26 protein-coding genes are annotated in these 23,809 nt (G+C 71.6%); 10 read left to right on the top strand and 16 right to left on the bottom strand.

Annotation, left to right across the window (positions count from 1 at the left end; translation table 11 throughout):
* Positions 1-193: 193 nt before the first annotated feature.
* The 5 genes from ACIBG7_RS39925 to ACIBG7_RS39905 form a co-directional block, all read right to left on the bottom strand.
* On the bottom strand, positions 194-1,075 hold the full coding sequence (locus ACIBG7_RS39925) for a sigma-70 family RNA polymerase sigma factor (RefSeq protein WP_357935501.1): 882 nt from the start codon (positions 1,073-1,075) through the stop codon (positions 194-196).
* A gap of 9 nt (positions 1,076-1,084) precedes the next feature.
* Positions 1,085-1,474 carry an STAS domain-containing protein gene (locus ACIBG7_RS39920; protein WP_357935498.1) on the bottom strand — a complete coding sequence of 130 codons (390 nt, stop codon included), beginning with the start codon at positions 1,472-1,474 and terminating at the stop codon, positions 1,085-1,087.
* A gap of 23 nt (positions 1,475-1,497) precedes the next feature.
* Positions 1,498-2,475 carry a phosphotriesterase-related protein gene (locus ACIBG7_RS39915; protein ID WP_357935495.1) on the bottom strand — a complete coding sequence of 326 codons (978 nt, stop codon included), beginning with the start codon at positions 2,473-2,475 and terminating at the stop codon, positions 1,498-1,500.
* Positions 2,476-2,504: 29 nt separating this feature from the next.
* On the bottom strand, positions 2,505-3,917 hold the full coding sequence (locus ACIBG7_RS39910) for a methionine--tRNA ligase (RefSeq protein ID WP_357935492.1): 1,413 nt from the start codon (positions 3,915-3,917) through the stop codon (positions 2,505-2,507).
* 127 nt (positions 3,918-4,044) lie between these two features.
* Entirely contained in the window at positions 4,045-4,494 is a 450-nt protein-coding gene (locus tag ACIBG7_RS39905; protein WP_357935490.1) for a universal stress protein, read from the bottom strand.
* A gap of 30 nt (positions 4,495-4,524) precedes the next feature.
* Between ACIBG7_RS39905 and ACIBG7_RS39900 the strand changes: the two genes are divergently transcribed.
* The gene (locus ACIBG7_RS39900; RefSeq protein ID WP_397339618.1) at positions 4,525-4,890 is read left to right on the top strand and encodes a hypothetical protein; all 366 of its coding nucleotides are present in this window, start codon (positions 4,525-4,527) and stop codon (positions 4,888-4,890) included.
* Here ACIBG7_RS39900 and ACIBG7_RS39895 read toward each other — a convergent pair.
* The 4 genes from ACIBG7_RS39895 to ACIBG7_RS39880 all read right to left on the bottom strand — a co-directional run bounded on the left by ACIBG7_RS39895 (position 4,851) and on the right by ACIBG7_RS39880 (position 9,080).
* The gene (locus tag ACIBG7_RS39895; RefSeq protein ID WP_397339617.1) at positions 4,851-5,477 is read right to left on the bottom strand and encodes a DUF998 domain-containing protein; all 627 of its coding nucleotides are present in this window, start codon (positions 5,475-5,477) and stop codon (positions 4,851-4,853) included. The two genes, ACIBG7_RS39900 and ACIBG7_RS39895, sit on opposite strands and share 40 nt — an antisense overlap.
* Positions 5,478-5,613: 136 nt before the next feature.
* Positions 5,614-6,597 (bottom strand): anti-sigma factor RsbA family regulatory protein, encoded by a 984-nt coding sequence (locus ACIBG7_RS39890; protein ID WP_397339616.1) that lies wholly within the window; start codon positions 6,595-6,597, stop codon positions 5,614-5,616.
* Between the two features lie 202 nt (positions 6,598-6,799).
* Entirely contained in the window at positions 6,800-7,903 is a 1,104-nt protein-coding gene (locus tag ACIBG7_RS39885; RefSeq protein WP_397339615.1) for an aromatic ring-hydroxylating dioxygenase subunit alpha, read from the bottom strand.
* Positions 7,904-7,949: 46 nt separating this feature from the next.
* Positions 7,950-9,080: an FAD-dependent oxidoreductase gene (locus ACIBG7_RS39880; protein ID WP_397339614.1), complete on the bottom strand. Its 1,131-nt coding sequence runs from the start codon at positions 9,078-9,080 to the stop codon at positions 7,950-7,952.
* A 27-nt stretch (positions 9,081-9,107) separates the two neighbouring features.
* Here ACIBG7_RS39880 and ACIBG7_RS39875 point away from each other — a divergent pair, with 27 nt between their 5' ends.
* Entirely contained in the window at positions 9,108-9,656 is a 549-nt protein-coding gene (locus ACIBG7_RS39875; protein WP_397339613.1) for a TetR-like C-terminal domain-containing protein, read from the top strand.
* 4 nt (positions 9,657-9,660) lie between these two features.
* Here ACIBG7_RS39875 and ACIBG7_RS39870 read toward each other — a convergent pair whose 3' ends face one another.
* Complete coding sequence (locus tag ACIBG7_RS39870; protein ID WP_397339612.1) at positions 9,661-10,980, bottom strand: APC family permease; 1,320 nt, start codon at positions 10,978-10,980, stop codon at positions 9,661-9,663.
* Between the two features lie 143 nt (positions 10,981-11,123).
* Between ACIBG7_RS39870 and ACIBG7_RS39865 the strand changes: the two genes are divergently transcribed.
* Positions 11,124-11,507: a hypothetical protein gene (locus tag ACIBG7_RS39865; RefSeq protein WP_357935469.1), complete on the top strand. Its 384-nt coding sequence runs from the start codon at positions 11,124-11,126 to the stop codon at positions 11,505-11,507.
* 208 nt (positions 11,508-11,715) lie between these two features.
* On the opposite strand, the gene ACIBG7_RS39860 is transcribed toward ACIBG7_RS39865, so the two are convergent.
* Together ACIBG7_RS39860 and ACIBG7_RS39855 are read right to left on the bottom strand one after the other, a co-directional pair.
* A complete protein-coding gene (locus ACIBG7_RS39860) occupies positions 11,716-12,888 on the bottom strand; it encodes an MFS transporter (RefSeq protein ID WP_397339611.1) in 1,173 nt (390 codons plus the stop codon).
* A gap of 33 nt (positions 12,889-12,921) precedes the next feature.
* The gene (locus ACIBG7_RS39855) at positions 12,922-13,566 is read right to left on the bottom strand and encodes a phosphatase PAP2 family protein (RefSeq protein ID WP_357934594.1); all 645 of its coding nucleotides are present in this window, start codon (positions 13,564-13,566) and stop codon (positions 12,922-12,924) included.
* A gap of 67 nt (positions 13,567-13,633) precedes the next feature.
* Here ACIBG7_RS39855 and ACIBG7_RS39850 point away from each other — a divergent pair, with 67 nt between their 5' ends.
* Positions 13,634-14,215 carry a TetR family transcriptional regulator gene (locus tag ACIBG7_RS39850; RefSeq protein ID WP_357934591.1) on the top strand — a complete coding sequence of 194 codons (582 nt, stop codon included), beginning with the start codon at positions 13,634-13,636 and terminating at the stop codon, positions 14,213-14,215.
* Here ACIBG7_RS39850 and ACIBG7_RS39845 read toward each other — a convergent pair.
* Positions 14,179-14,841, bottom strand: a complete 663-nt coding sequence (locus tag ACIBG7_RS39845; RefSeq protein ID WP_357934588.1) for a DUF998 domain-containing protein — start codon at positions 14,839-14,841, stop codon at positions 14,179-14,181. The two genes, ACIBG7_RS39850 and ACIBG7_RS39845, sit on opposite strands and share 37 nt — an antisense overlap.
* A 154-nt stretch (positions 14,842-14,995) precedes the next feature.
* Here ACIBG7_RS39845 and ACIBG7_RS39840 point away from each other — a divergent pair, with 154 nt between their 5' ends.
* Entirely contained in the window at positions 14,996-15,631 is a 636-nt protein-coding gene (locus ACIBG7_RS39840) for a DUF1707 domain-containing protein (RefSeq protein WP_357934585.1), read from the top strand.
* A gap of 29 nt (positions 15,632-15,660) precedes the next feature.
* Here ACIBG7_RS39840 and glpX read toward each other — a convergent pair whose 3' ends face one another.
* Complete coding sequence (gene glpX / locus ACIBG7_RS39835; protein WP_357934582.1) at positions 15,661-16,695, bottom strand: class II fructose-bisphosphatase; 1,035 nt, start codon at positions 16,693-16,695, stop codon at positions 15,661-15,663.
* 138 nt (positions 16,696-16,833) lie between these two features.
* Here glpX and ACIBG7_RS39830 point away from each other — a divergent pair, with 138 nt between their 5' ends.
* Complete coding sequence (locus ACIBG7_RS39830) at positions 16,834-17,412, top strand: TetR/AcrR family transcriptional regulator (RefSeq protein ID WP_357934579.1); 579 nt, start codon at positions 16,834-16,836, stop codon at positions 17,410-17,412.
* Between the two features lie 30 nt (positions 17,413-17,442).
* A complete protein-coding gene (locus tag ACIBG7_RS39825; protein ID WP_397339610.1) occupies positions 17,443-17,979 on the top strand; it encodes a DUF4245 domain-containing protein in 537 nt (178 codons plus the stop codon).
* On the opposite strand, the gene ACIBG7_RS39820 is transcribed toward ACIBG7_RS39825, so the two are convergent.
* Positions 17,976-18,566, bottom strand: coding sequence for a helix-turn-helix domain-containing protein (locus ACIBG7_RS39820; protein ID WP_357934573.1), 591 nt, complete (start codon positions 18,564-18,566; stop codon positions 17,976-17,978). The genes ACIBG7_RS39825 and ACIBG7_RS39820 overlap by 4 nt on opposite strands.
* A gap of 86 nt (positions 18,567-18,652) precedes the next feature.
* Here ACIBG7_RS39820 and ACIBG7_RS39815 point away from each other — a divergent pair, with 86 nt between their 5' ends.
* Positions 18,653-19,057, top strand: coding sequence for a nitroreductase family deazaflavin-dependent oxidoreductase (locus tag ACIBG7_RS39815; protein WP_357934571.1), 405 nt, complete (start codon positions 18,653-18,655; stop codon positions 19,055-19,057).
* Here the strand turns inward: ACIBG7_RS39815 and ACIBG7_RS39810 are convergent.
* Positions 19,045-20,205 carry a helix-turn-helix domain-containing protein gene (locus ACIBG7_RS39810; protein ID WP_357934568.1) on the bottom strand — a complete coding sequence of 387 codons (1,161 nt, stop codon included), beginning with the start codon at positions 20,203-20,205 and terminating at the stop codon, positions 19,045-19,047. The genes ACIBG7_RS39815 and ACIBG7_RS39810 overlap by 13 nt on opposite strands.
* Before the next feature lie 60 nt (positions 20,206-20,265).
* Here ACIBG7_RS39810 and ACIBG7_RS39805 point away from each other — a divergent pair, with 60 nt between their 5' ends.
* Together ACIBG7_RS39805 and ACIBG7_RS39800 are read left to right on the top strand one after the other, a co-directional pair.
* Complete coding sequence (locus ACIBG7_RS39805) at positions 20,266-21,606, top strand: MFS transporter (protein WP_397339609.1); 1,341 nt, start codon at positions 20,266-20,268, stop codon at positions 21,604-21,606.
* Positions 21,587-23,809: an alpha-L-rhamnosidase C-terminal domain-containing protein gene (locus ACIBG7_RS39800; protein ID WP_397339608.1), complete on the top strand. Its 2,223-nt coding sequence runs from the start codon at positions 21,587-21,589 to the stop codon at positions 23,807-23,809. The genes ACIBG7_RS39805 and ACIBG7_RS39800 overlap by 20 nt, the downstream gene beginning before the upstream one ends.

The raw sequence follows: 23,809 nt of genomic DNA, 5'->3' as shown, positions 1-23,809 counted from the left end.
GGGCCCGCCAGCGCCACCCCCCCAAACCCCCCCCGCCGGGGGGGGGGGGGGCGGGGGCGGGGGGGGGGGGGGCTCCCGGGGGGGGGCCCCCCACCCCGCCCACGAGCGCGCAGACGAGTCGACGGATCATGATGATGGTGCCCCCTGACGTAGACATCCTCGATTTACGCCCAATAGTCGCACTCGGTCAACGTCACGACGCCCAGGCGAGCAGATCGCGACGTTCCCGCAACCGTTTGAGCGCCTGCTTCTCCAGCTGGCGGATCCGCTCCCGGGTCAGCCCCAGGCACTCGGCGATCTCCCGGTAGGTCTGCGTCTCCCGCCCCGCCAGCCCGTAGCGGGCCCGCAGGATGAACGACTCCCGCGGCGGCAGCAGCTCGATCATCCGGCGGAGCTGGTCGCCGAAGACCTGCCGCTCCAGGAACTCCTGCACCCGCAGGCCCTCGTCCTCGACGATCAGGTCGCCGATCCGGCCCTCGCCGTTCGCCCCGACGGGCAGGTCGAGGCTGATCGTCTCCTGGCCCACCGCCCGCAGGTCGGCGATCTGCTCGACGGTACGGCCGGCCGCCTCGGCGAGTTCCTCGACCTCGGGCTCGCGTCCCAGGTCCACCAGCAGCCGCCGCTCCAGCCGGGTGAGCCGGGCGACCTCCTCGGCCACGTGCACCGGCAGCCGCACGGTCCGGGCCTTGTCGTTGACCCCGCGCTCGATGGCCTGCCGGATCCACCACATCGCGTAGGTCGAGAACTTGTAGCCGCGGGCGTAGTCGAACTTCTCCACCGCCCGCATGAGCCCCAGGTTGCCTTCCTGGATCAGGTCCAGCAGGGGCAGCCCGCGGTGCACGTATCGTTTGGCGGCCGCGACGACCAGCCGCAGGTTGGCGCGGATGAGCTGCTCCTTGGCCTCTGCTCCGTCGAGCGCCACGCGGTGCAGTTCGGCGCTCTGCTTCCCGGCGGCCAGCAGATGCCGGGCGTAGAGCCCGGCCTCGATCCGGCGGGCGAGGTCGACCTCGTCGCCGGCGGTGAGCAGGCGCGTCCGGCCGATCTCCCGGAGGTAGGCACCCAGCGCGTCGGACATGCCTCGCCGCTACCCGGCAAATGGCGGAGAATGCCCCGAATCGCTAAGTTCTGCGATCGCCAGTTCGGCGGTCGGCCGCAGGTCGAAGAAACGGTCGAGCGCGGTCAGCTCGAACAGGTGCTTGACCCGTCCGTGCAGCCCGGCCAGCAGCAGCCGCCCGCCCGAGGCGGTGACGGCCTTGTGCAGGTAGACCAGCACGGACAGGCCCGAGGAGTCGCAGACGTCGACGGCCTGCAGGTCGACGACGAGCAGCGGCGGCTGGGTGAGGTCGAGCGCCTGGGTGACGCGCTCACGCACTTCCGCGGCCGAGGTGAAGTCGAAGTCTCCGGAGAGTCTGACGATCACGCTGGGTCCCTGCAGACCCAGACTGATCGACAAGGTCTGTTGCTCCGAAGTCACCGGCCCCTCCAGGAAAACGTCGGTCAGGCGAAGTAGCGTCTCGGGGTGGCCACCAGCATCTGCTCGATCTGCGCGTCGCTCACGCCCGCGACGCGAAGTGCGGGTAGCACGTCGTCGTGTATGTGATCGTAGCGCCAGTTCGGCGCCGCGGTCTGGACTGCCTGGTCCCAGGCGCCACCGAAGTAGTCCATGAAGCAGGCCGAGTCATGACTCAGCACCATACGGTCTGCGTACCCGCGCTCGCAAAGGGCGGCGACGGTCTCGACCCGCTGCGCCATGGGGTTGTAGAGGTCCAGGCCGAAGCGGTCCATGCCCAGGATCGCGCCCTGGTCTGCCAGTCGCATCAGGTAGTCGAGATCGTTGCTGTCCCCGGCGTGTCCCACCACGACCTTGGTCAGATCGACGCCCTCCTTGGCGAACAGGTCGAGCGCGAGCAGCCCGCTGCGGGTGCCGGAGTTGGTGTGCACGGTGATCGGCGCGCCGGTGAGCACGTGCGCGCGGGCCGCCGCGCGGCAGATGCGCTCGACGCCCGGCGTCAGGCCCTTCTGCTCGACGACGCACTTGATGAACGCGGCCTTGACCCCGGTGTCGGCGATGCCCTCGGTCAGGTCGCGCACGAAGTCGTCCACGATCGGGTCGGGGATGTCGAAGAGCAGGCCGGGGCCGCGGTGCTCGTACTGGTGCGGGATCTCGTCGTAGCTGTAGAGCCCGGTGGCGGGGATGATGTTCAGCCCGGGCACCTGCTCGGCGATCCGCTGGATGCGCGGGATGTAGCGGCCCAGGCCCCAGACGGTCGGGTCGGCGATCGTGCTCACCCCCTTGGCCACCAGCGCGTTCAGCTTGGTGATCGCGTCGGCGACCCGGTGCTCCTCGTCCCACCAGGAGCCCCGGCCGTAGTTGTCCAGGTGCTCGGTGGCCAGGACGAAGACGTGTTCGTGCATCAGGGTCTGGCCCAGGTCCTCGACGTCCACGGGGCCGCGGATGGTGTTCACGGTGGGCATGGCAACCTCCATACCGGCTGGTCGGCTCGTCACACCGTACGCCCGCCGACCAGCCTCGGGAAGAGCGGTTCGGGCCGCGCCAGCCGTACCCCGTGCACCTGAGCGGCCACCCGCGCCGCCGCGCCCGGCAGGAACGGCGCCAACTGCTCGGCGAGCGTACGGCAGGCGTGCAGCAGAGTTCCGAGGGAGGCGGCCGGGTCGGCCTGCTTCCACGGCTGCGTCCGCTCGATGTAGGCGTTGGCCTCGGTCACGATCTCCCAGACCGCCCCCGCCGCCCGCCGGAAGTCGAAGGCGTCCAGCGCCTCCCCCACCCGCTCGGCGACCGTCAGGCAGGCCGGCAGCACCTCGGCCGGTTCGGGCGCGTGCCCGTCGAGCCGGCGGCCGATCAGCGTGAGCACGCGGCTGACCAGGTTGCCCAGCCCGTTGGCGAGGTCCTCGTCGTGCCGCGCGGCCAGCCGTTCCTCGGTGAAGTCCACGTCGCCCACCCGCGGCACCTCGCGCAGCAGCCACCAGCGCAGCGCGTCGCCGCCGTAGACCGCGGCCAGCTCGGCGGGGTCGGCCGTGGCGCCGCCCGACTTGCTGATCTTGCGCCCGCCGATGGTGAGGTAGTCGTGCACGAACAGCTCGGTGGGCAGCGGCCGGCCCGCCGACAGCAGCATGGCCGGCCAGTAGACGGCGTGGAAGCGGATGACGCCCTTGCCCAGCAGGTGCGTACGGCGGGGCTCGCGCACCCACCAGCGCTCGTAGTCCTCCAGCGCGGTGACGTAGTTGGCCAGCGCGTCCCACCACACGTAGATCACCTGCGTGGGGTCGCCGGGCACCGGGATGCCCCAGCCCCTGGCCCGCTCGGCGCTGCGCGAGATCGAGATGTCCTCGACGCCCGCGCGCAGGAAGGCGAGCACCTCGTTGCGCCGGGCGGCCGGTTCGATCCGCAGCTCGCCGCGCTCGATGAGCTCGATCAGCCGGTCCTGGTAGCGCGAGAGCCGGAAGAACCAGTTGCGCTCGGCGACCCGCTGGAGCGGCCCCGCGTGCCCGTCGGGACAGTGGTCGTCGGGGTAGAACTGCTCGCAGCCCACGCAGTACAGGCCCTCATAGTGCTTCTGGTAGACGTCGTGCGCGGTCGCCGCCCACAGCTCCTCGACCCCGGCGCGGTGGCCCGGGTCGGCGCTGGTGCGGACGAAGGCGTCGAAGGACAGCTCCAGCGGCCCGCGCAGGGCGTGGAAGGCCTCGGAGTTGCGGGCCACCAGGTCGCGCACCGGCACCCCGGCGGCCTCGGCGGCCAGCACGTTCTTCAGCGAGTTGTCGTCGGTCCCGGTCTGGAAGCGCACCTGCTCGCCGAGCCGCCGGTGGTGGCGGGCCAGCACGTCGGCCTGCACGATCTCCAGCGCGAAGCCGAGGTGCGGGCGCGCGTTGACGTAGGGGATGGTGGTGGTGATGTACATCGGGTGCCTCCCGTGGGGCCCCGGACATGACAAGAGGCCCCGGTTCGCAGGGCCTCTTCAGCGGACGACGCGGTGAGCCCCTAGGAGGCCATCATCACCACGGTCGTCGTCATGGGAGAAACATACCTCACGACTCGGGGCCGGGCACCACCAGCACCGGCCGCTTGGCGTGGTGCAGCACGCGGTCGGAGGTGCTGCCCAGCAGCAGCGAGCGCATCCCGCCCAGGCCGCGGGTCCCGGTGACGATCAGCTCGGCGTCGATCTCCTCGGCCACGTCCACGATCGTCGACCAGACCGCCACCGAGTTGTCGTCGTAGCGCGCGCTCGCCTCCAGCCCGGCCTGCCGGGCCAGTTCCGCGCCCCGCTCCGCCAGCTCGCGCATCGCCTCCCGCACCGCCTCGTCCTCGACGGTGGTGTCGGGCATCGGCATCATCCCGATCGCGGTGCGCATCGAGGCGGCCGACAGCCGCTCCCACACCGTCAGGACCACCACCGAGCTGCCCTTGGCCAATCGGCCGAGAAAGGTAATGGCCGCCTGGGAATCTTCTGAACCGTCATAAGCCACGAGGATCGTCATAGCCCTCCCCTACCCGGGCAGGAACCCGGCATGACTGTCGTTCCGTTTCAAGATCTGCCCTTGGCCGACCGCGACCGCGCCTGGGACCGCGACGAGGCCGACCGCCGGGTCCGCGAGTGGGCGGGCACCGACGGCCGGCCGAACACCAAGTACAAGGAGGCCCACGTCTGGTACGACTCCGACGAGGGCGACGAGTGGGGCGCCTACAAGCTCCCCATCGCCGACGTCGTCGACGGCAGGTTGATGGCCGTGCCGCACGCGATCTTCGCGGCCGGCGGGGTCATGGACGGCGCCAGGGGCGGGGTCAAGATCCCCGACGACGAGCGTGAGCGGGTCAAGAAGCACCTGGCCAAGTACTACGCCAAGCTCGGCGAGACGCCGCCCTGGGAGCGCTGAGAGCCGCGCAGCAGGGACAGGCCGGCCAGCGCCAGCACGCCGAGCTCGGTCACCACGACCACCCGCTGGGTCACCCCGGCCGGGATGTCGGCGTTGGTGAGCGGCACCCCGAACATCCTGATCACGTACGGGAGCACGACCGCCACCAGCGCGACCAGGGCCACCGTGCTCAGCAGGCGTACGGCTCGCGCGTACCGGATGCGCGCCCGGGCGAGCAGGAATCCGGCCACCGGCATCACCAGGAAGGCCACGAAGGCCGCGTAGCGGTGGATGCCGCCGGACAACGACAGCGGCACGCCCGGGCGGTCGGTCGGGAAGGCGCCGATGAGGAACATCGACACGCCCCACGCCACCACCAGCAGCACCACCCGCCGGTCGGCGCCGGCCCGCCCCAATGCCCCCGCGATCAGGGCGGAACCGACGGCGAACAGCGTGAGGGAGGCCGGCAACAACCATCCGACCGACTGGAAGGCGTACTCACTGATGACGCTGTGCACGGGGTCGAGTCCCGCCCCCGCGTGCAGGGCGAGCATCGCGCCGCTTCCGAGACCGATGGTGGTGAATCCGCTGACGAGCAATCCCTTCATGCTTCAAAGCTCGGGCAAACCGGGCTTCGGCAGTATCGGAGATCAGCCCTGAAAGTCCCCGGTCGAACCCCTACGACCTTCGTCGGACGCACCGCCATGACCTGCGCGAAGACCGACCCTGGTAGGGCGCTCCCCCTCAGGGTCGGGGGGCCTCCAGGGGACGGCCGGCCCCACCGTCGGCGCGCTCGATTCCGGCGGGCAGCAGGCCCAGCGGGAGGTCGAAGTAGGTGCGGATGGTGGTCAGGCCCTCACGGGTGTGGATGCGGACCAGGTCGCTCAGCAGGTTCACGATCAGCAGGCCGCGCGAGCCCGCCTTGCGCGGGTCCACGGGCCGGCGGCCGGCCAGCGGGTCGCTGATGTGGCCGGTGTCGGCGATCTCGCAGACCAGCCGGCCGTCCTCGGTCCAGACGCGCAGCTCGCCCGAGCCGCCGCCGTGGTCGATGCTGTTGGCGCCCAGCTCGGTGACGACCAGCCGCAGGTCGTCGAGGCGCGCGGCGGCGAAGCCGAACCCCGCGGCCTGCTCGGAGGCCAGCACGCGCACCTCGCCGAGGTTCGTGCGGTCGAAGCGCAGGCGGACGGCGTGCGCCGGGATGTCCAGCGGGCGGTTGTGCCCGCTGACCACCTCCCCGGGGGCGTAGGCGTGCGTCCGGTCGCGGCCCTGCAGCACTGGGTGGGTGCGTTCGGCCTCGGCCAGCACCTCCGGGGTCAGCGCCTCGGCGTCGTAGGGGCACAGGATGGTGACCCGGCGGCCGTCGAAGGCGAAGTTGATCAGCGCTTCGTGCTGGGCGCAGGCCGGGTACTCCGACGCGCTGCGCCCGGCCCAGATGGGTTCGCCGATGATGCGCACGTGCCGGTCGGGGTGCCGGTCGGCGAAATCGCGCAGCACCGCCGGGATGATCCGGCCGGGATTGCGCCCGGCCAGCGTCATGTCCAGCATGTGCACCGCGTCGGCGTCCGCGCCCAGCTCGGCGCGGATCAGCTTGAGGTTGCCCGGCGGCACCGCGACGGCGACCGGCTCGCCGGCTTCCAGCCCGTCCCGGAGGAACCGGGTCATGGTAAGCGCGTAGTCCCGGTCGTCTCGGTAGAAGTACGCCGGGTGAACAAACGGATTCGCCGCCATCACTGCCACGTTACCCGTCCTGACCGTTGGAAAGGGTGTGACATTCATCGAATGTGCCCGGGTATACAGGTCTTAGTCCCTCGAGCGGATCCACCAGAAAGGATCCAAGCGTGAAAAAAGTTCAGGTCGTCCAGCGCCCCCGCCCTCCGCGGCGGCCGGTACCGCTCGACTTGCGCACCCCCTCGGGGAAAGCACTTCCCTTCTAGCCCGCCAGCCGTTCGCCGACCCACCGATGGAAGGCCGAGATGTGGTGCTCGCTCGGCACCAGCACGCCTCCGCCGTCGTAGGCGCGTGAGGACATGCCGGGCTGCGTGCGTTCGCAGGCCTCGAAGTCCTGTTCGTTGACCAGGTGGAAGAGCTCCACCGACTTGGAGATGTCCGCCCCGCCCGCGACCACGTCCGGGTGGTACAACCAGTCGCACTCCACCACGGTGCGATCCGCGGCCAGCGGGAACATGCGGTGCAGGATCACGTGGTCGGGCACCAGGTTGATGAAGACCTGCGGCTTGACGGTGATCGCGTAGTAGCGCCGGTCCTGCTCGGCCGAGACGTCCGGCAGCTTGGCGAAGCCCTTCGACCCGTCCACCGTGAACCCCTCCGCCCGCTCGGCGAACAGCGCCCCGTGGCCCACGTAGTACTGCGCCGCGTATCCCCCGGCGAACTCCGGCAGCACGGCCGTGAGCTCCGGGTGGATGGTCGCGCAGTGGTAGCACTCCATGAAGTTCTCGACGATCAGCTTCCAGTTCGCCCGGACGTCGTAGACGATGCGCCGGCCGAGGGCGAGCTTGTCCACGTGGTAGCGGTCGATCGAGGCCAGGTCGCCCAGCCGCTCGGTCGCCGCGCCCATCACCGTCTCCTCGAAGCTGGGCGGCTCCCGTTCCAGGCACAACCACGCGTATCCCAGCCATTCCCGCAGGTGTACGGCCAGCATGCCGTACTCCTCGCGGTCCACGTCGGGCATCTTGACCAGGTTCGGCGCGGCGGCCAGCCGCCCGTCCAGGTCGTAGGCCCACGCGTGGTAGGAGCACTTGATCGTGCGCTTGACCCGCCCCTCCGGCTCGACGCACAGCCGCGCGCCGCGGTGCCGGCAGACGTTGAGGAAGGCGCGCAGCATCCTGTCGCGCCCGCGCACGACGATCACGCTCTCGCGGCCGATCTGGACGGTCTTGAAGGCTCCCGGCTCGGCCAGCTCGTCGCTGCGGACGGCACAGTGCCACAGGGATTCGAAGATCTTGCGTTGTTCCTCGGCGAAGATCGCGGGGTCGGTGTAGGAGCGGCCAGGGAGGGTGGGGATCAGGCTCGGCACAGGCACCCCAAGCGTCAGTTTGTTGCGCAATGCGCATTGTGTTGCTCTATATGCGACTTTCTGGAACGTTGCCCAATATGCGGCGCTGCTCCGGCGTCGTCAAGAGGTAGCCGCTGAACGCCCGCAGCAGCCGGGCGAACAGGCCGGTCACCAGCGCGCTCGGCATCGGGGGCTGCGGGCGGCTGGTCATCTCGAACCCGGCCAGCACCGCCGGCCGGCGCACGACCTTGGCCCTGCCGCGCTCGTAGGCCCGCAGGTCCTCCAGCGAGCCCCGCAGCGCCCAGGCGTCCTCGATCCCCTGGTTGGCGCCCTGGGCCAGCGCCGGAGGCATGGTGTGCGCGGAGTCCCCGGCCAGCGTGACCGCGCCCCGGCCCCAGACCTCGGGCACCGCGTGCCGGTAGTGCGGGAAGAACTGGGCGTCGCCGAGCTGGGGCCACAACCACTGCAGGGGCCCCGCCCGCCAGCTCCCGAACCGCTCACGCAACGCCGCGACGGGGTCGGGCTCGTCCTCCCAGAGCCGGCTGCCGGGCGCGGCGCGCGTGTCGAACCACCACAACAGCCGGTCGCCGCCGGCGGGGGCGAGGCTGAACAGGCCCTGGCGGCCGGTGGCCATCCGGATGACGCCGGAATCGGGCTCGGAGACGAAGCCCTGCCAGGTCACCCAGCCGCTGAGCCGGGCCGGGTCCTGCTCCCACAGCGCGCCCCGCACGACCGAGCGGCGGCCGTCGGCGCCCACCAGCACGTCGCCGCCGATCGTCCGGCCGTCGGCGAGCGTGGCCTCCGCCCGGTCGGGATCGACCGCCGCCACCTCGGCGCCGTAGGTGATCGGGACGCCCTCGGCGAGCAGTTCCACCAGGTCGCGGCGGACGATGTGCACCGACGGGCGGCCGAGGCGGCGCTCGATGTCGGCCAGGTCCACGGTGAACAGCCGGCGCCCTCGCGTGGTGTAGGACTCCATCGCGCTCAACCGGCTGCCGCGGGCGGCCGGGTCGACGCCCAGCTCCCGCAGGATCCCGGTGGCGCCGGGCCAGAGGGTGACCGAACCGCCCGTGGCGCGCAGCTCGGGGGCCGCCTCGTAGACCTCGACCTCGTGGCCGTCGGCGAGCAGGGCCCGCGCCGTGGCGAGTCCCGCGATTCCGGCGCCGATGACGACTACCCTCTTCTTTCTGATACGCATGGTATCTGATACTAGGAGTCTCACATCGTGCCCCGTCATCCGGACCCCACCGTCGACCTCCGCATCCGGGAGGCGACCACGTCCTTGCTGCTCACCAAGGGCTTCGACTTCACGATGGACGAGGTCGCCGCCGCAGCGGGGGTCGGGCGGGCCAGCGTCTTCCGCCGCCACGCCAGCAAGCGCGAGCTCCTGCTCGACACGCTGGCCACCTTCATCGACGCCGGCGTCGCCATCCCCGACACCGGCTCGCTCCGCGGCGACCTTCAGGTCGTCGTCACCGAGACGATCGGCTTCTGGACGCACATGCGGCTGATCGCCAAGCAGACCTTCGCCGAGGCGGGGCGTGACCCCGGCCTCGGCGAGATCATCAGGACCGCGATGCGCAAGCGCATCGACCGCTCGTGGGCCATCTTCGACCGCGCCGTCGCCCGGGGCGAACTGCGCGCCGACCGCGACCCGCGGCTGCTCGCCGACCTGCTCAGCGGCCTGGTCACCTATCGCGGGCTGCTGGACCTCGACTTCCCGCCCGCCGAGGAGATCGTCGAGGTGCTCCTGCACGGCTACGCGCCCCGCTGAGGCATCAGTCCGTGATCCGGGTCGGGTCGATCTTGGTGACCTTGCCCACGAAGAACCAGTTGATCAGCCACAACACCACCCCGACGCCGACCAGGATGGCCGCCCGCAGGTAGACGTCGGCCGAGCGGCCGGTGATCGGCAGGGCCAGGAACAGGCAGACCACCACGCCCAGCACCGGAGCCCAGGTCGGCGCCCGGTAGTGCTCCTGCTCGACCTGCTCCCGGCGCAACACCAGCACGCAGACGTTGACCAGCGCGAACACGCACAGCAGGAGCAGCACCGTGGTGTCGGCCAGCGGGGCGATGTCGTCGGTCGTCGAGACCAGCACCGCCGCGATGCCGATGGTGAACAGGATCGCGATCCACGGCGTGGAGCGGGTGGGATGCACCGCGCCGAAGACCGGCGGGATGATCTTCTGGCGGGCCATGCCGTACACCAGCCTGGAGGCCATCAACATGTTGATCAGGGCCGTGTTGCCGACGGCGAGCAGCGCGATGGCGGCGAAGATCTTCGGCGGGAAGGCCAGGCCCGCCACCTTGACCACCTCCAGCAGCGGGCCGGTGGAACTGACCAGCGTCTTGGTGTCGACCAGCATCGTGGCGGTGAAGGCGACCGCCATGTAGATCAGCGCGGCGACGATCAGGCCGCCGAACAGCGCCCGGGGGTAGTCGCGCTGCGGGTCCTTGGCCTCCTCGGCGAGGTTGACCGAGTCCTCGAAACCGAGCAGCGCGTAGAAGGCCAGCGCGGTGCCGCCCAGCACGCCCATGAAGGCGCCGGTGGCCGGGTTGAACTCGATCGCGCGGGCCGGCTCGCCGTCGCCGGTGATCAGCGCCCAGATCCCGATGGCGACGATGACCAGCAGGCCGAACGCCTCGATGACGGTCAGCACCACGTTGACCTTGACCGACTCGGAGATGCCGAGGAAGTTCACCAGGGTCACCAGGCCGAGGAAGATGAACGCGCCGACCAGCACCGGCAGCGTCACGAACTCGGCGAGGTAGCGGCCGCCGAAGGCACGGGCGGCGGCCGAGGCGGAGGTGATCCCGCTCATCATGACGGTGAACGCCACGATAAAGGTAAGAAATGGGATGTTGAACGCTTTATTCGTATAAAGCGCAGCACCCGCGGCGTGGGGGTATTTACCGACCAGTTCGGCGTAGGAGGTCGCGGTGAGCGCGGCCAGCACGAAAGCCACCAGGAAGGGCAGCCACAACATGCCGCCCACATGCCCGGCCACCTTGCCCACCAGCGCGTAGATACCGGCTCCGAGGATGTCGCCGACCACGAAGAGGAGCAGCACCCTCCGGCCGATGACCCGCTTCAATGACGGCTGCTGTGTCTGCTCATGTACCATGCCCCGCTTGTACCCATCAGGGTCATGGCCAATGTTGGTGAGGTGAAAGCGGGCATCAAGTGATGCTCCATACTGTCCATTCGACACAAATCACTACCAAGGACTCACTCCCTATGAGAACCAAGATCGGCTTCGGCTTCGCCACCCTGGCCCTCATCGGCGCCACCGCCGCCTGTGGCGCCGTCGGCCAGGCCGTCGACTGCAACGCGGTGGGCAACGAGGTCACCCAGATCATGACCACGTACTCCAACTCCCTCACCGGCGCGATGAGCAAGCCGGAGGAGATCGCCGCCACCATGGAGAAGAGCGGCCAGGAGGCCGCCGGCAAGCTCAAGGCGCTCGCCGCCAAGCACGACGGCGACCTCGCGGCGGCCGTCAACGACCTGGCCGGCGCGATGGAGTCGATGAAGGTCGACGCCGCCAACCCGACCGCCATGACCGACGGCATGACCAAGATGCAGAGCTTCCAGACGAAGATCGTGAGCGCCTGCTCCTGATGAGCCTGCGGCCGTCGTACCGCCTGCGGGGGGCAGTGCGGTGCGGCGGCCGTGCACTTCGGGGGAAGACCGGGCACGGAAGCCCTGCCTGACAGGGGGCTGTACGGCGGGGCAGCCGTGCTCGCGGGGGAACCAGGCGTGGGGGGGGGGGGGGGGGGGGGGGGGGGGGGGGGGGGGGCGCCCCCCCCCCCCCCCCCCCACGACGTGGTCACGGCTGTGGATACGGCTGCGGCGATGCTGGACGCGCGGCCGGCTCGAAGCCCCGCGCCAGGAGGATGATGCCCGCGGCCAGCACCAGCGGTACGGCGAAGGCCACCCGCAGGCTGGTCAGCTCGGCGACCAGGCCGAGCATCGCGCCCAGGATGAAACCGACGTAGTTGAACAGGTTGACCACCGCGATGGCCACCCCGCTGCCGGTCGGGTCGAGCCGGCCGGCCGCGGAGAACGACTGCGGGGCGACCACGGCCAGGCCGATGCCGGTCAGGCCGAAGGCCACGATGCCGAGGGGCTGGTTCTGGGCCAGGACGATGCCCGCGAAGCCGAGCGTGGCGACCGCGCCGCCGACGCGCACGATCGCCGCCGGGCCGTAGCGCCGCACCGCCAGGTCGCCGCCGAGCCGTACGAGCAGGGTGGTGGCCTGGTAGGCGGCGTAGGCGAGCGGGACGACGGCGGGGGAGGCGAGCAGGACGTCTTCCATGTAGACGGAGTTGAAGTTGGAGATCACCGCGTCGCCGACGTACAGGAAGGCCATGGCCAGGCAGAGCGGGACGATCGCCCGCCACGGGAAGGTGCGCGGGCCGGCGGCGGCCGGCACGGTCTCCTCCTCCGGCGGGCACAGCCGCGGGCCGGCGTAGAGGGAGCCGGCGACGGCCAGGACCATGGGCGCGGCCATGATCACGCCCATCGGCAGGGACTCGGCGGTGGCCGAGACCCACAGCGCGCCGAGCACGCTGGCCAGGCTCCACAGGCAGTGGAAACCGTTGAGCACGGGCCGGGCGTAGCGGCGTTCGACCGCGACGCCCTGCATGTTCATGCCCGCGTCCACCGCGCCGACGCCGAGGCCGAACAGCACCAGGGCGGGCAGCAGGAGCGGGACGTTCGGGGCGAAGCCGGCGCCGGCCACCGCGACGGCGACCAGCGGCTGGGCCAGGCGCAGCACCCGGCGGCTGCCGAGGCGGCCGGCGAGCGAGCCGGCCAGCACGCTGCCCACGCCGGCCAGCACCGGCACGATGAGCAGGAGCAGGGTCAGCTCGCCCTCGGACAGGCCGTGGCGGTTCTGCAGGTTGGCCACCTGGACCAGCAGGGTGGCGAAGGACAGTCCCTGGACGGCGTAGACGACGAAGGTGGCGATACGGGCCTGACGGTCACGCGGAGTCGGCACGGCGGCCTCCTGTGGGGGGAACGTGAGCCCTCGTCAGGTTAGTGCCCGGGCCTCCCGCTTGGCCAGATCCCGCTCCAGGAGCGGCGCGAAGCCCCACCACAGCAAAAGCGTCGTGCCCCCGCCGAGCAGCACGCTCTCGACGGTGTCGGAGAACCAGTGCGCGCCGACGTAGGTGCGGTCCCAGATCATCAGCACGGTGATCACGCCGGTGGCGATGAGCCCCGCCCGGAGCCGGGTGGAGACCAGGACGGCCACGACGACCAGGCAGAAGGCGACGGTCGTGACCACGTGGCCGGAGGGGAAGGAACCGGTGTCCACGGTGACCATCGGGTTCTCCGGCCGGGCGCGGAGCACCAGGTGCTTGACGCCCTGCGCCACCACGGTCGTCGCCAGCGTGGCGGTGAACAGCAGCAGCGCGCCCCAGCGGCGGCCGGTCGGGATCCACCAGGCCAGCAGGGCGAGCATGATGACCAGGCTGGCCGGGCCGCCGGCGAGGTTCAGCACGTGGGAGACGGCGGTGAGGGCCTCGTTGCGCGTGCCGAGCATGGCCTCGCTCCAGGCGGAGTCGAAGCCCTGGGTGATCGGGGCGACCGGGTCGGCGAGCATGAGGGCGGCGAAGGCGGCTCCGGCGGCGAGCAGGCCCAGGCCGTAGAGGAGCATCCATCTCGGGCGGTTCATGGGCCGGAATTTATACGTATAACCAACCGAATGATAGGTATGTGGCCATTCTGTTAGGGTGACCCCCGTGAGTCGCAGGGGATACGCGCGGCGCGAGCGGATCCTCGCCGTCGCGCTGCAGGAGTTCGCCGAGAACGGCTACCGCGGCGCGTCCCTCGCCCGCATCGCCGAGCGCGTCGAGCTGTCCCAGGCCGGGCTGCTGCACCACTTCAAGAGCAAGGAACGGCTGCTCGTGGCCGTGCTCGAATACCGCGACGAGATGGACACCCGGCGCTTCGACCTGGCCTCGCTGCGCGGCGCCGAGGCGCTGCGGCGGCTGGCGGACGTGGTCGACTACAACGCCCGGATGCCCGGTCTGGTGCAGCTCTTCTCCGTGATCAGCGGCGAGGCGGTCACCGGCGACCACCCCGGGCACGCCTGGGCGCTGGAGCGCTACCGGCGGCTGCGGGCGAGCATGGCCGACGCCTTCCGCAGCGGGGTCGAGGCGGGCGAGTTCAGGGCCGGGCTCGACGCGGAGGCGCTGGCCGACCGGCTCATCGCGATGATGGACGGCCTGCAGACGCAGTGGCTGATCGACCCCGAGCAGGTGGACATGGCGACGATCTTCCGCGGCTACGTGGACGACCTGATCGCCGGGCTGCGTCCCTGACTCCGTCCCCGATCGGCTCGCGCCGCGGACCACAGGCCGAGGGCGATCACCGTCGCCACCTCGACCGCCGCGAGCACCCGCTCCACCAGCCCGAGCGGCATCACCTGCCACCACGCCAGCCCGTTGCCCCAGCCGACCGTCATCACCGCCGCGATGCCGAGCACGGTCACGACCGACCCGATGCCCAGCCCGTAGGCCACCGCGGCCCGCCGCCGCCACTCCGGATGCCGCCACGGCCGGGCGATGATCAGCGCGGCCACCGGCAGGCTCAGGAACGCCACGATGCTGCCCCAGCGGTGCACGGTCCCGCTCAGGCTCGGCCCCACGGCCCAGTTGTGCTTGGGAAAGGTGGCCGCGACCAGCAGCCCCGCACTCCAGGCGAGCAGCGCCAGCGTGCCGACCGGCCCCGCGAGCCGCCGCCTGGCCAGGCACGCCGCGATCGCCGCCGACCCCAGCGCGAGCAACGCGACCGCGACCGCGAAGATCCAGCCCTGCGGGCCCAGCCCGTGCTCGGAGATCGTCCGGCGGATCGGGCTCATCTCGTCGAGCCGGGCCAGATCGAGCCCCACCACCACGGCCGACCCCACCCCGACGGCCGCCAGGCCGGCCTGTCCCGCTCGCTGCATGGACTGTTCAACGGAGTGGCAAAGAGGAAGATTCCACCGCCCCACGCGGTACGGCGAAGCCGCCTCGCCTGCTTACCATCACCAGTGAGCGCCCATTCGCGATCTTGGGCGTCGTATGCCGATAAATCGCCGTGGACCGGTTATCGTCAAGAGTGTGAACGACTGGCTCCCACGCCTGTCCGAGGTCGGTGAGCGGCTAGCCGAGGAGTGGAACGCGGCGCGCAACCCACGCAAGGACGGACTACCGCAACCGCACGAGCTCCGAGCCTCCGACGAGGATCGCGAGCGCATCGCCCAGGTCCTGCAAGAGGCCCACGCCGACGGCCGGATCGGTCTCGACGAGCTGGAGGAGCGGCTCGGAGTGCTCTACTCCGCCCGCACCCTCGGCCAGCTCGCCGAGCTCACCGGCGACCTCCTGCCGCCCGAGGAGCAACCACTGGTCCTCGACGGGCGGCCGGTCTCGGCCGTCTTCCGCAAGGAGGCCAGGGGCGGACGCTGGGTGGTGCCCGCCGAACTGGGCGTCAACGCCATGTTCGGCACGACCAAGCTCGACTTCCGCGACGCGATCCTGCAGAACCGGCGCATCGTGATCAACGCCACGCTGGTCTTCGGCGGGCTGGAGATCCACGTGCCGGAGGGCGTCGAGGTCATCCGGGTGGCCAAGGACCGCACCGCACGGCTCACCAAGCAGCCGACCGAGCCGGACGCGCCGGTCATCGAGGTGCGCACGACCAACTTCGTCGGCGAGATCAAGGTGAAGGAGCCACCCCGGCGCAAGCGCCGCAGGTAGCCCCCTCACCCCGGAAGCCGCTGCGGGGGTCAGCCCGCGGTGTCGAAGTTGATGGCGCTGTAGGCGCGCAGCTTCCAGAGCTGGTGCTCCGACTCCACCTTGCGGATCGTTCCCGACCGCCCGCGCATCACCAGCGAGTGCGTCACCGCCACCCCGCTGCGGAACCGCACGCCCTGCATGAGCTCGCCCTGCGTGATGCCGGTGGCGGCGAAGAAGACGTCGTCGGACCGCACCAGGTCGTGCGTGGTGAGCACCCGGTTGAGGTCGTGGCCCGCGTCCAGGGCCTTGCGGCGCTCGGCCTCGTCCCGCGGCCAGAGCTTGCCCTGGATGACGCCGCCCAGGCACTTGAGCGCGCACGCGGCGATGATGCCCTCGGGGGTGCCGCCGATGCCGAGCATCAGGTCGATGCCGGTGCCCTGGCGGGCCGCCATGATCGCGCCGGCCACGTCGCCGTCGGTGATGAACTTGATCCGCGCCCCGGTCTCCCGGATCTCCTTGACGATCTGCTCGTGCCGGGGCCGGTCGAGGACGACCACGGTGACGTCGGCTGGGGAGCAGCCCTTGGAGCGCGCCACGGCCTGGATGTTGGCGGCGACGGGCGCGTTGATGTCCACCACGTCGGCCGCGTCCGGCCCGGTGACCAGCTTCTCCATGTAGAACACGGCCGACGGGTCGTACATCGAGCCGCGCTCGCTCACCGCGATGACGGAGATCGCGTCCGGCATGCCCATCGCGGTCAGCCGGGTGCCGTCGATCGGGTCGACCGCCACGTCGCACTCGGCGCCGGTGCCGTCACCGACCTGCTCGCCGTTGAAGAGCATCGGCGCGTGGTCCTTCTCGCCCTCGCCGATCACCACCACGCCGTTCATCGACACCGTGTTGATCAACTGGCGCATCGCGTTCACCGCGGCGCCGTCGGCGCCGTTCTTGTCGCCGCGACCGACCCAGCGGGCCGCGGACATCGCGGCGGCCTCCGTGACGCGGACCAGCTCCATCGCCAGGTTGCGATCAGGGGCGTGCTCGCCGGTGACGAGCGGCGCGGGAACGGACGACTGATCGGACATGTTGGTGAGCCTTCCCTGTGGGACACGGTCCTCGACATCGATTCCGCCGCTTCCGGGGTGTCCGGGTTCGGCGTCCTCTACGCCCTCGATGGTAGTTGTCCTCCTTTCCCCGGTCAGCGGAGGATAATGTGCGTTGCTATGAGCAGCGAGGCGATGACCCAGGCGACCCCCCGTGGCGCGGCCACCCGGACCGCTCTGCTGGTGGCCGCACGTGACGTGTTCGTCGCCAAGGGATTCGCCGAGGCGGGCGTCACGGACGTGGTGGCCAAGGCCGAGGCGAGCGTCGGCAGCCTCTACCACCACTTCTCCGGCAAGGCCGACCTCTACCTGACCCTCTTCGAGGAGTTCCAGTCCCGCCAGGCGCACCGCACCAAACAGGCCGCGCGGGCGGCGCGGGACGCGGGCGAAAGCGACCCGATGCGCGTCTTCATCAGCTCGGCCCGCGCCTACTTCGACGGCTGCCTCGAAGAGCGCGAGCTCGCCGCGCTCTTCCTGCGCGGCGACGGGCCGCCCGGCTTCGAGGTCGTGATGCGCGAGCGGCTGCGCACCTGGACCAAGCGGAACGCCGCCCTGTTCGAGGGCGACGAGGGCGCGCTGGTGGTCGTCATCACCGGGGCGCTGGCGGCGGCGGTCAACGAGGTCGTCATCACCGGCGACCGCGATCTGGCCGAGGAGGCGCTCGCTCTGATCGGCCAGATCCGCCCGGCCGTTTCGTAGGGCGGGGGCCGGAGCGGGTAACCTCGCGACGTGCGACGGTTCACAGAGGGTTTCTACGGCTACGCGGTGGCCGTGTTCGTCAGCCTCGGTCTGGTGGGGGTGTTCTTCCTCGTCTCGCCGCCGAGTCGCGAGGAGCACATCCCCAAGCGCGAGTACGGCATCACCGTCGCCAACTTCAACCGGGCCGTGCCGTACAAGGTCTGGGCGCCGAGCCAGGACCCGGCCGGCTGGATCAGCAACAGCAACCGCGTCGCCAAGGGCGAGGGCGGGGCGCAGGTGCTGTCGATCGGCTATGCGACGGCGACCCGCGAGCACGCGATGTTCCTGCAGAGCGATGAGCGCCCGGCGGCGGAGTTCGCCAACCGGCTGGCCAACTCCAACCAGGTCGTCGGCAGCCAGGACGTGGCCGGCACGACCTGGGAGCGGCGCTTCCGCGAGGACAAGAAGCAGCGCACGCTCGTGCGCATGTTGCCCGACGTGACCCTGGTGGTCACCGGTACGGCGAGCTGGGAGGAGCTGGGCCAGCTCGCGGCGGCGCTCAAGGAGCTGCCCAAGCCGGCGGCCTAGCCTCGCGGGGTCAGCCGGCGCACGAGATCGTCGAGCCCCGCCTTGACCCGCGCGGTGTCGTACCCGCGCAGGCACAGCAGGTTGGCGTTGAGCGGCGCGAGCAGCACGTCGGCCAGGAAGTGCGCGTCCGCGCCGGGCACGAGCTCGGCCAGCAGGACCGCCAGGTGCGTGTGGTGCACCGAGTACGGGCTGGTGTAGCGCCCGCTGCGCTCCAGCAGGAGGAAGAGCTTCTCCTGCTCGGTGATGCGGTCCACGAGCGCGTGCAGGAACGCCGTGACGCGCTCGGCCGCGCTCGCGCCGCCGCCGGGCCCGAGGGGCGGCGGGCCGGACAGGAAGGACTCCTGGAACCGGCGCTCGCGCTCGTCGATCAGGGCCAGCAGCAGCCCCGAGCGGTCGCCGAAGCGCCGGTAGACCGTGCCGACCCCGACCCCGGCCGCCCGCGCGACCTCGTCGAGGGAGAGCTGCTCGGCGCCGTGCTCGGCCAGCAGGCGGACGGCGGCGTCGATGATCTTCAACCGGTTGCGCGCGGCGTCGGAACGCTCGGGCGGCGCCTGCCCGAGCACCGGTAGGTCGCGACGGTTGCTCACGGGTCGAGCATACGGGCGCTTGTAAACGGAGACTTCTCCGGTTAGGTTGAAAGCGGAGAGTTTTCCGGTTGACTGGGAGCGGATTGATGAGCGACTTCAACGCCAACGTGATCGCCGAGTTCAGGGCCAACGAGGGCCGCGTCGGCGGCATGTTCGAGGGATCGAACCTGGTGCTGCTCACCACCGTGGGGGCGAAGAGCGGGCGCGAGGTCACCTCGCCGGTCATGTACCTGCCGGACGGCGAGCGCATCGTGATCATCGCCTCCAACGCGGGGGCCGACCACCACCCGGCCTGGTACCACAACGCGACCGCCAACCCCACGGTCACCGTCGAGCAGGGCTCCGAGACCTACCGGGCCAAGGCCGTGGAGATCACCGGCCAGGAGCGGGACGAGCTCTACGCCCGGATGGTCGCGGTCGCCCCCGGCTTCGCCGAGTACGAGGCGCGCACCAGCCGCCGCATCCCGGTCGTCGCGCTCTACCGCGACTGATCCCGCGGCCGCTCGTTCGCCAGCCGGGCGGCGAGCGCCGCGCCGAGGCGCTGCACGTGCGCGTCGTCGGCCGGGTCGAGCCCGGTCAGCGCCGCGACCCGCCGCAACCGGTAGTCCACGGTGTTCGGGTGCAGGTGCAACCGCTCGGCGGTGACCCGGCGCGAGCGGCCGTGCCGCAGGTGGGTGCGGAGCGTGCGCAGCAGGTCGGGGTGCGGCTCCAGCGGGTCGAGCAGCGCCGCCAGCTCCGCCGAGGCCGCGGTCGGCCGGGTGAGCTGGTACTCCAGCAGCACGTCGGCGAGCCGGTAGAGCCCCGGGCCGAGCCCGAACCAGCCCACCACCTCCAGGACCTCGCGCGTCTGGCGCACCTGCGCCGGCACCTCCTCGGGCGCCGCGTGGGCCGCCGCCGCGGCGACCGGGGTGCGGGCCGCCTCGGCCAGCCGTACCATCAGGGCTTCGAGCTGCGCCCACGGCCCCGACCAGGGCAGCAGCGCGATCGAGCCGCCGTGGTCGAACAGCGCCCCCGCGGCGAAGGACTCCAGCTCCCGCTCCATCCGGTGTGTCCGCCGCCTGGTCGCGACCGCCGGGCCGTCCTCGATCGCCAGCGACACCACCGTGTACCCAGGGGCGAGCCCGTCCACCCGCACCCCGTTGAGCAGCGCCGACAGCAGCCGGTGCCGCTCGTCGCGCTCCTCGGCCGAGCGGCGGTGCGCCTCCTCGAAGTAGGCGTCGGTGACCACCTCGCTCACCCGCCGCGTGTACGCCATGATCAGCCGGCTGCACTCCAGCACGTCGGCCAGCTCCTCCGGCCGCGCCTGCGCGGTCATCGCCCGCCACGTCTCGGCGAAGGCCAGGTGGTAGGCGTCGATCAGCGCGCTCGGCGGCATCCCCTGCTCCGCGCCCCTGACCGCGGTCTCCACCACCCGCCCGCCGACGTCGGCCGGCACCCGCCGCTCGCGCAGCGCCTCCGCCAGCGCGACCAGGTTCTCCTCGACCACCCGCAGGATGTCGTGCGCCAGCTCGCCGGCCGGCAGGCTGCGGTACTGCTCGTTCTCCGCCAGCAGCCGCGCCACGAGCGCATCGGCCAGCCGCGAACGCTCGTGCAGGAGCCGCCGATGCACGGGCTGCCCGCCGATTTTGAGATCCGTCACAAGAAAACCTGCGAATCTGTCCAATGGATTCCGCTAGAACGTCGTTCAATTATGTAGCGCATGACAACCGCCAGGGTCACGCTCCCCGAGAAGGCGGGCTTCTTCGCCGGGAACGTGGGCAACATCGTCTTCAGCACGACCATCAACTCGTTCCTGCTCATCTACCTGACCGACGAGATCGGCCTGGCCGCCGGAGCCGTCGGCACGCTCTTCCTCGTCGCGCGCATCGTGGACGGCGTCAGCGACCCGGTCATGGGCTACGTCGTGGACCACCTGCCGGTCACCCGCTGGGGCCGCTTCCGCACCTACCTCGCCCTCGGCGGCGTCCTGGGAGCGGTCAGCTTCGTCCTGCTCTTCCTCGCCCCCGCCTGGACACCGGCCCCGCTGGTCACGGTCTGGGTTGTCTACCTGCTGTGGGGCTTCGCCTTCGACCTCATGGACATCCCGCTCAACTCGCTCATCCCGGCGATGGCCACCGACCCGCGCGACCGGCGCGTCCTGTCCGGGCTGAAGGCCTTCTCCTACCTGTTCGGCGGCGCATTGCTCACCGCCGCCGCGCTGCCGCTCGCCGACCGGGTCGGCTGGCCCGTCTTCATCGTCGGCGTCGCCGTCCTGTCGTTGGTGCTCACCGTCTTCGCCGCCACCCGCGTGCGCGAGCGCGTCACCCCGGTGTCCGGCATCCGGTACGGCTGGCGCGACCTGGCCCGGATGGTCTTCACGACCCCCGCGGTCGTCGTGCTCGCCGCCACCGTCGTCGCCCTCACCGCCGCGAACGGCGCCCGCAGCGCGGGCATGGCCTACTACTTCACCTACTACGCCGGCGACCGCTCGCTCATCGGCGTCGCCGCGCTCGCCACGGTGATCCCCACCGCGCTCGGCACGATCGCCTTCCCCTGGCTGGCGCGCTTCCTCAGCTACAAGGCCACCTTCGTCGGGGCGCTCGTCCTGGAGGCGGCGGCCATGGCCACGCTGCTCGCCGTACCGGCCGACTCCGCGCACCTGGCCCTGGTCGCCCTGTCGGTGACCGCCTTCGGGGGCGGCGGCGCGCTCACCATGATCTACGTGGTGGTGGCCGAGCTCGTCGACTTCGTGGAGTGGCGGCACGGCTTCCGCATCGAGGGCGCCATGGCCTCGCTCGGCTCCTTCGCCGCCAAGGCCGGCGGCGGGCTCGGCGCCGCACTGACCGGCTACACCCTCGCGGCCACCGGCTACCTCGCCGGCCAGGCCCAGACCGCCGAGAGCCTGCGCGGCATCGTCCTCGCCCAGTCCCTGCTGCCCGCCGGGCTCGCCCTGCTCGGCGCCCTGTTGTTCGCCTGCTACCCGATCAGCCGCCGGCTCGCCGCCCAGGTCGCCGGCGACCTCGCCGCCCGAAGGGACACCGATGTCGTTCCCGCCCGCTGACCCCTTCCGCCCCGGCCGGTGGACCGGCCACTGGATCTGGGCCCCACGGTTGGAGGGCTCCGACCGCCGGGTGTTGTTCCGCCGGACCCTCACCCTGACCGAGGTGCCGGAACGGGTCCCCTTCCGGATCACCACCGACTCCCGGCACGTCCTGTGCGTCAACGGCGTCGAACTGGCCCGGGGCCCGGTACGGCACGGCCCGCGCTCGCTCTCCTACGACCACGGCGACGCCGCCCCCGCGCTGCGGCCCGGCCTGAACGTGATCACCGTCCTGGCCCGCTTCTACGGCCACCCCACCCCCTGGTGGGAGCCCTCCCCGGCCACCTTCACCCTCGGCCGCGGCAGCATGGCGGCCGAGTTCGTGCTCGGGGACGAGGTGCTCGGCACCGACGCCTCCTGGCGGTGCACCGTCCCGGCGGCCTGGACCCCCGGCCGGCCCAAGCACCAGCTCGTCTCCCAGATCCCCGAAGTGCTCGACGCCCGGCTGCTCGACCCCGCCTGGACGCGGCCCGAGTACGACGACTCCTCCTGGGAGCCGGCCCAGCTCATCGAGGCCCGCGCGGTCGTCGGCGGCGCCCCGGACTCGCGCCCGCCCTCCGACCCGTTCGGCGCCCTCCTGCCCCGCCCGATCCCGCCCCTCACCGCGACGGTACGGCAGGCGGACGTGCAGGCGGGGGCCGCGCCGGGGGAGTTCAGGGCCGACTTCGGCGACGTGGTCAGCGGCACCCTGCGGCTCACCCTGCGCGGCCCCAGCGGCAGCGTGGTGGACGGCGCGCTGGTCGAGGTGGACAGCCCGATCGGCCGGCAGACCGCCAACTCCTTCCGCTACACCCTGCGCGGCGGCGAGGCCGAGTCGTTCGAGACGGCCGACCCGGTGGGCGGCCGGCACGCCGTGCTCTCCGTCACCGGCGCCGCCGAACTCGTCCGGGTCGAGGTCGTCGAACGCCTCCGCCCTCGCCCGCCCGGCCCCTTCTTCGAGTGCTCCGACCAGCGCCTCACCGAGATCTACGCCGCCGGCCTGCGCACGGTGGACCTCACCGCGCACGACGCCTACCTCGACTGCCCCACCCGCGAGCAACGCGCCTGGACCGGCGACTCCGTCGTCCACCAGTCCGTCGACCTGATCGCCAACCCGGACTGGAGCCTCGCCCGCCACCACCCCAAGCTCGCCGCCCAGCCTCGCCCCGACGGGCTGCTCGGCATGGTCGCCGCCGGCGACTTCGCCTCACCCGCGCTCCCGTCCATCCCCGACTGGGCGCTGCACTGGATCCGCTCCGTCCACAACCTCTACCGCTACACCGGCGACCGGGCCCTCGTCGCCGACCTGCTGGCCACCGTGGAAGGCGTCCTGCGCTGGTTCGTGCCCTTCCGCGGCGGCGACGGCCTGCTGCACGACGTGACCGGCTGGGTGCTCATCGACTGGTCGCCCGTCCAGGTCACCGGCGCCAGCGCCGCGCTCAACGCGCTGTGGGCCCGCGCGCTGGCCGACTTCGCCGAGATGGCCGCCTGGCTGGGCGACCTAGGCCGCGCCCACTGGGCCCGTGACCTGCACGCGGGCGTCGCGGCCGGCTTCGAGGCCTTCTGGGACGCCGGCCGGGGCGCCTACCTCGACACCTTGGACATCCGCTCGGTCAGCGAGCACGTCGCCGCCACCGCCGTCTGCGCCGGCCTCGTCCCCGGCCATCGCCGGGCCGAGGTGCTCCGGCTGCTGCTCGACCGGGCCGCCCTGTTCACCCGCAGCCCCATGGGCGCTCGGGGCACCGACCAGGACGGGCCCGTCTCCAGCGAGCCGGTGTCCACCCGCGCGCTGCCCGACTGGGACGTGGAACGGCTCGTGGTCGGCGCCCAGCCGTTCTACCGCTACGTCGTCCACGACGCCCTCGCCCTGCTCGGCGCGGCCGACCGGATCGCCGAGCTGTGCCTGGACTGGGCGCCCATGCGGCACGGGGCCTTCCGCGAGTGCTGGGAGGGCGGCTCGTTCTGCCACGGCTGGTCGGCCACTCCGACCCGGGACCTGGTCACCTACGTCCTCGGCCTCACCCCGGCCGAGCCCGGCTACACCAAGGTGCGGGTCGCCCCCCGCCTGGGCCCGCTCACCTGGGCCCGCGGCGCCGTCCCCACCCCGCACGGGCTGGTCACCGTGGAGGTGCGCGACGGCGACCTCACGGTCGACTCGCCCGTGCCGTACGAGGTGGTGCGCTAG

The organism is Nonomuraea sp. NPDC050328 (genome assembly GCF_044459405.1).
In the GTDB taxonomy this organism is placed as follows: domain Bacteria; phylum Actinomycetota; class Actinomycetes; order Streptosporangiales; family Streptosporangiaceae; genus Nonomuraea.
Note: the sequence above shows the minus strand (reverse complement) of the source record. Positions and strands in the feature narration are given on the sequence as shown.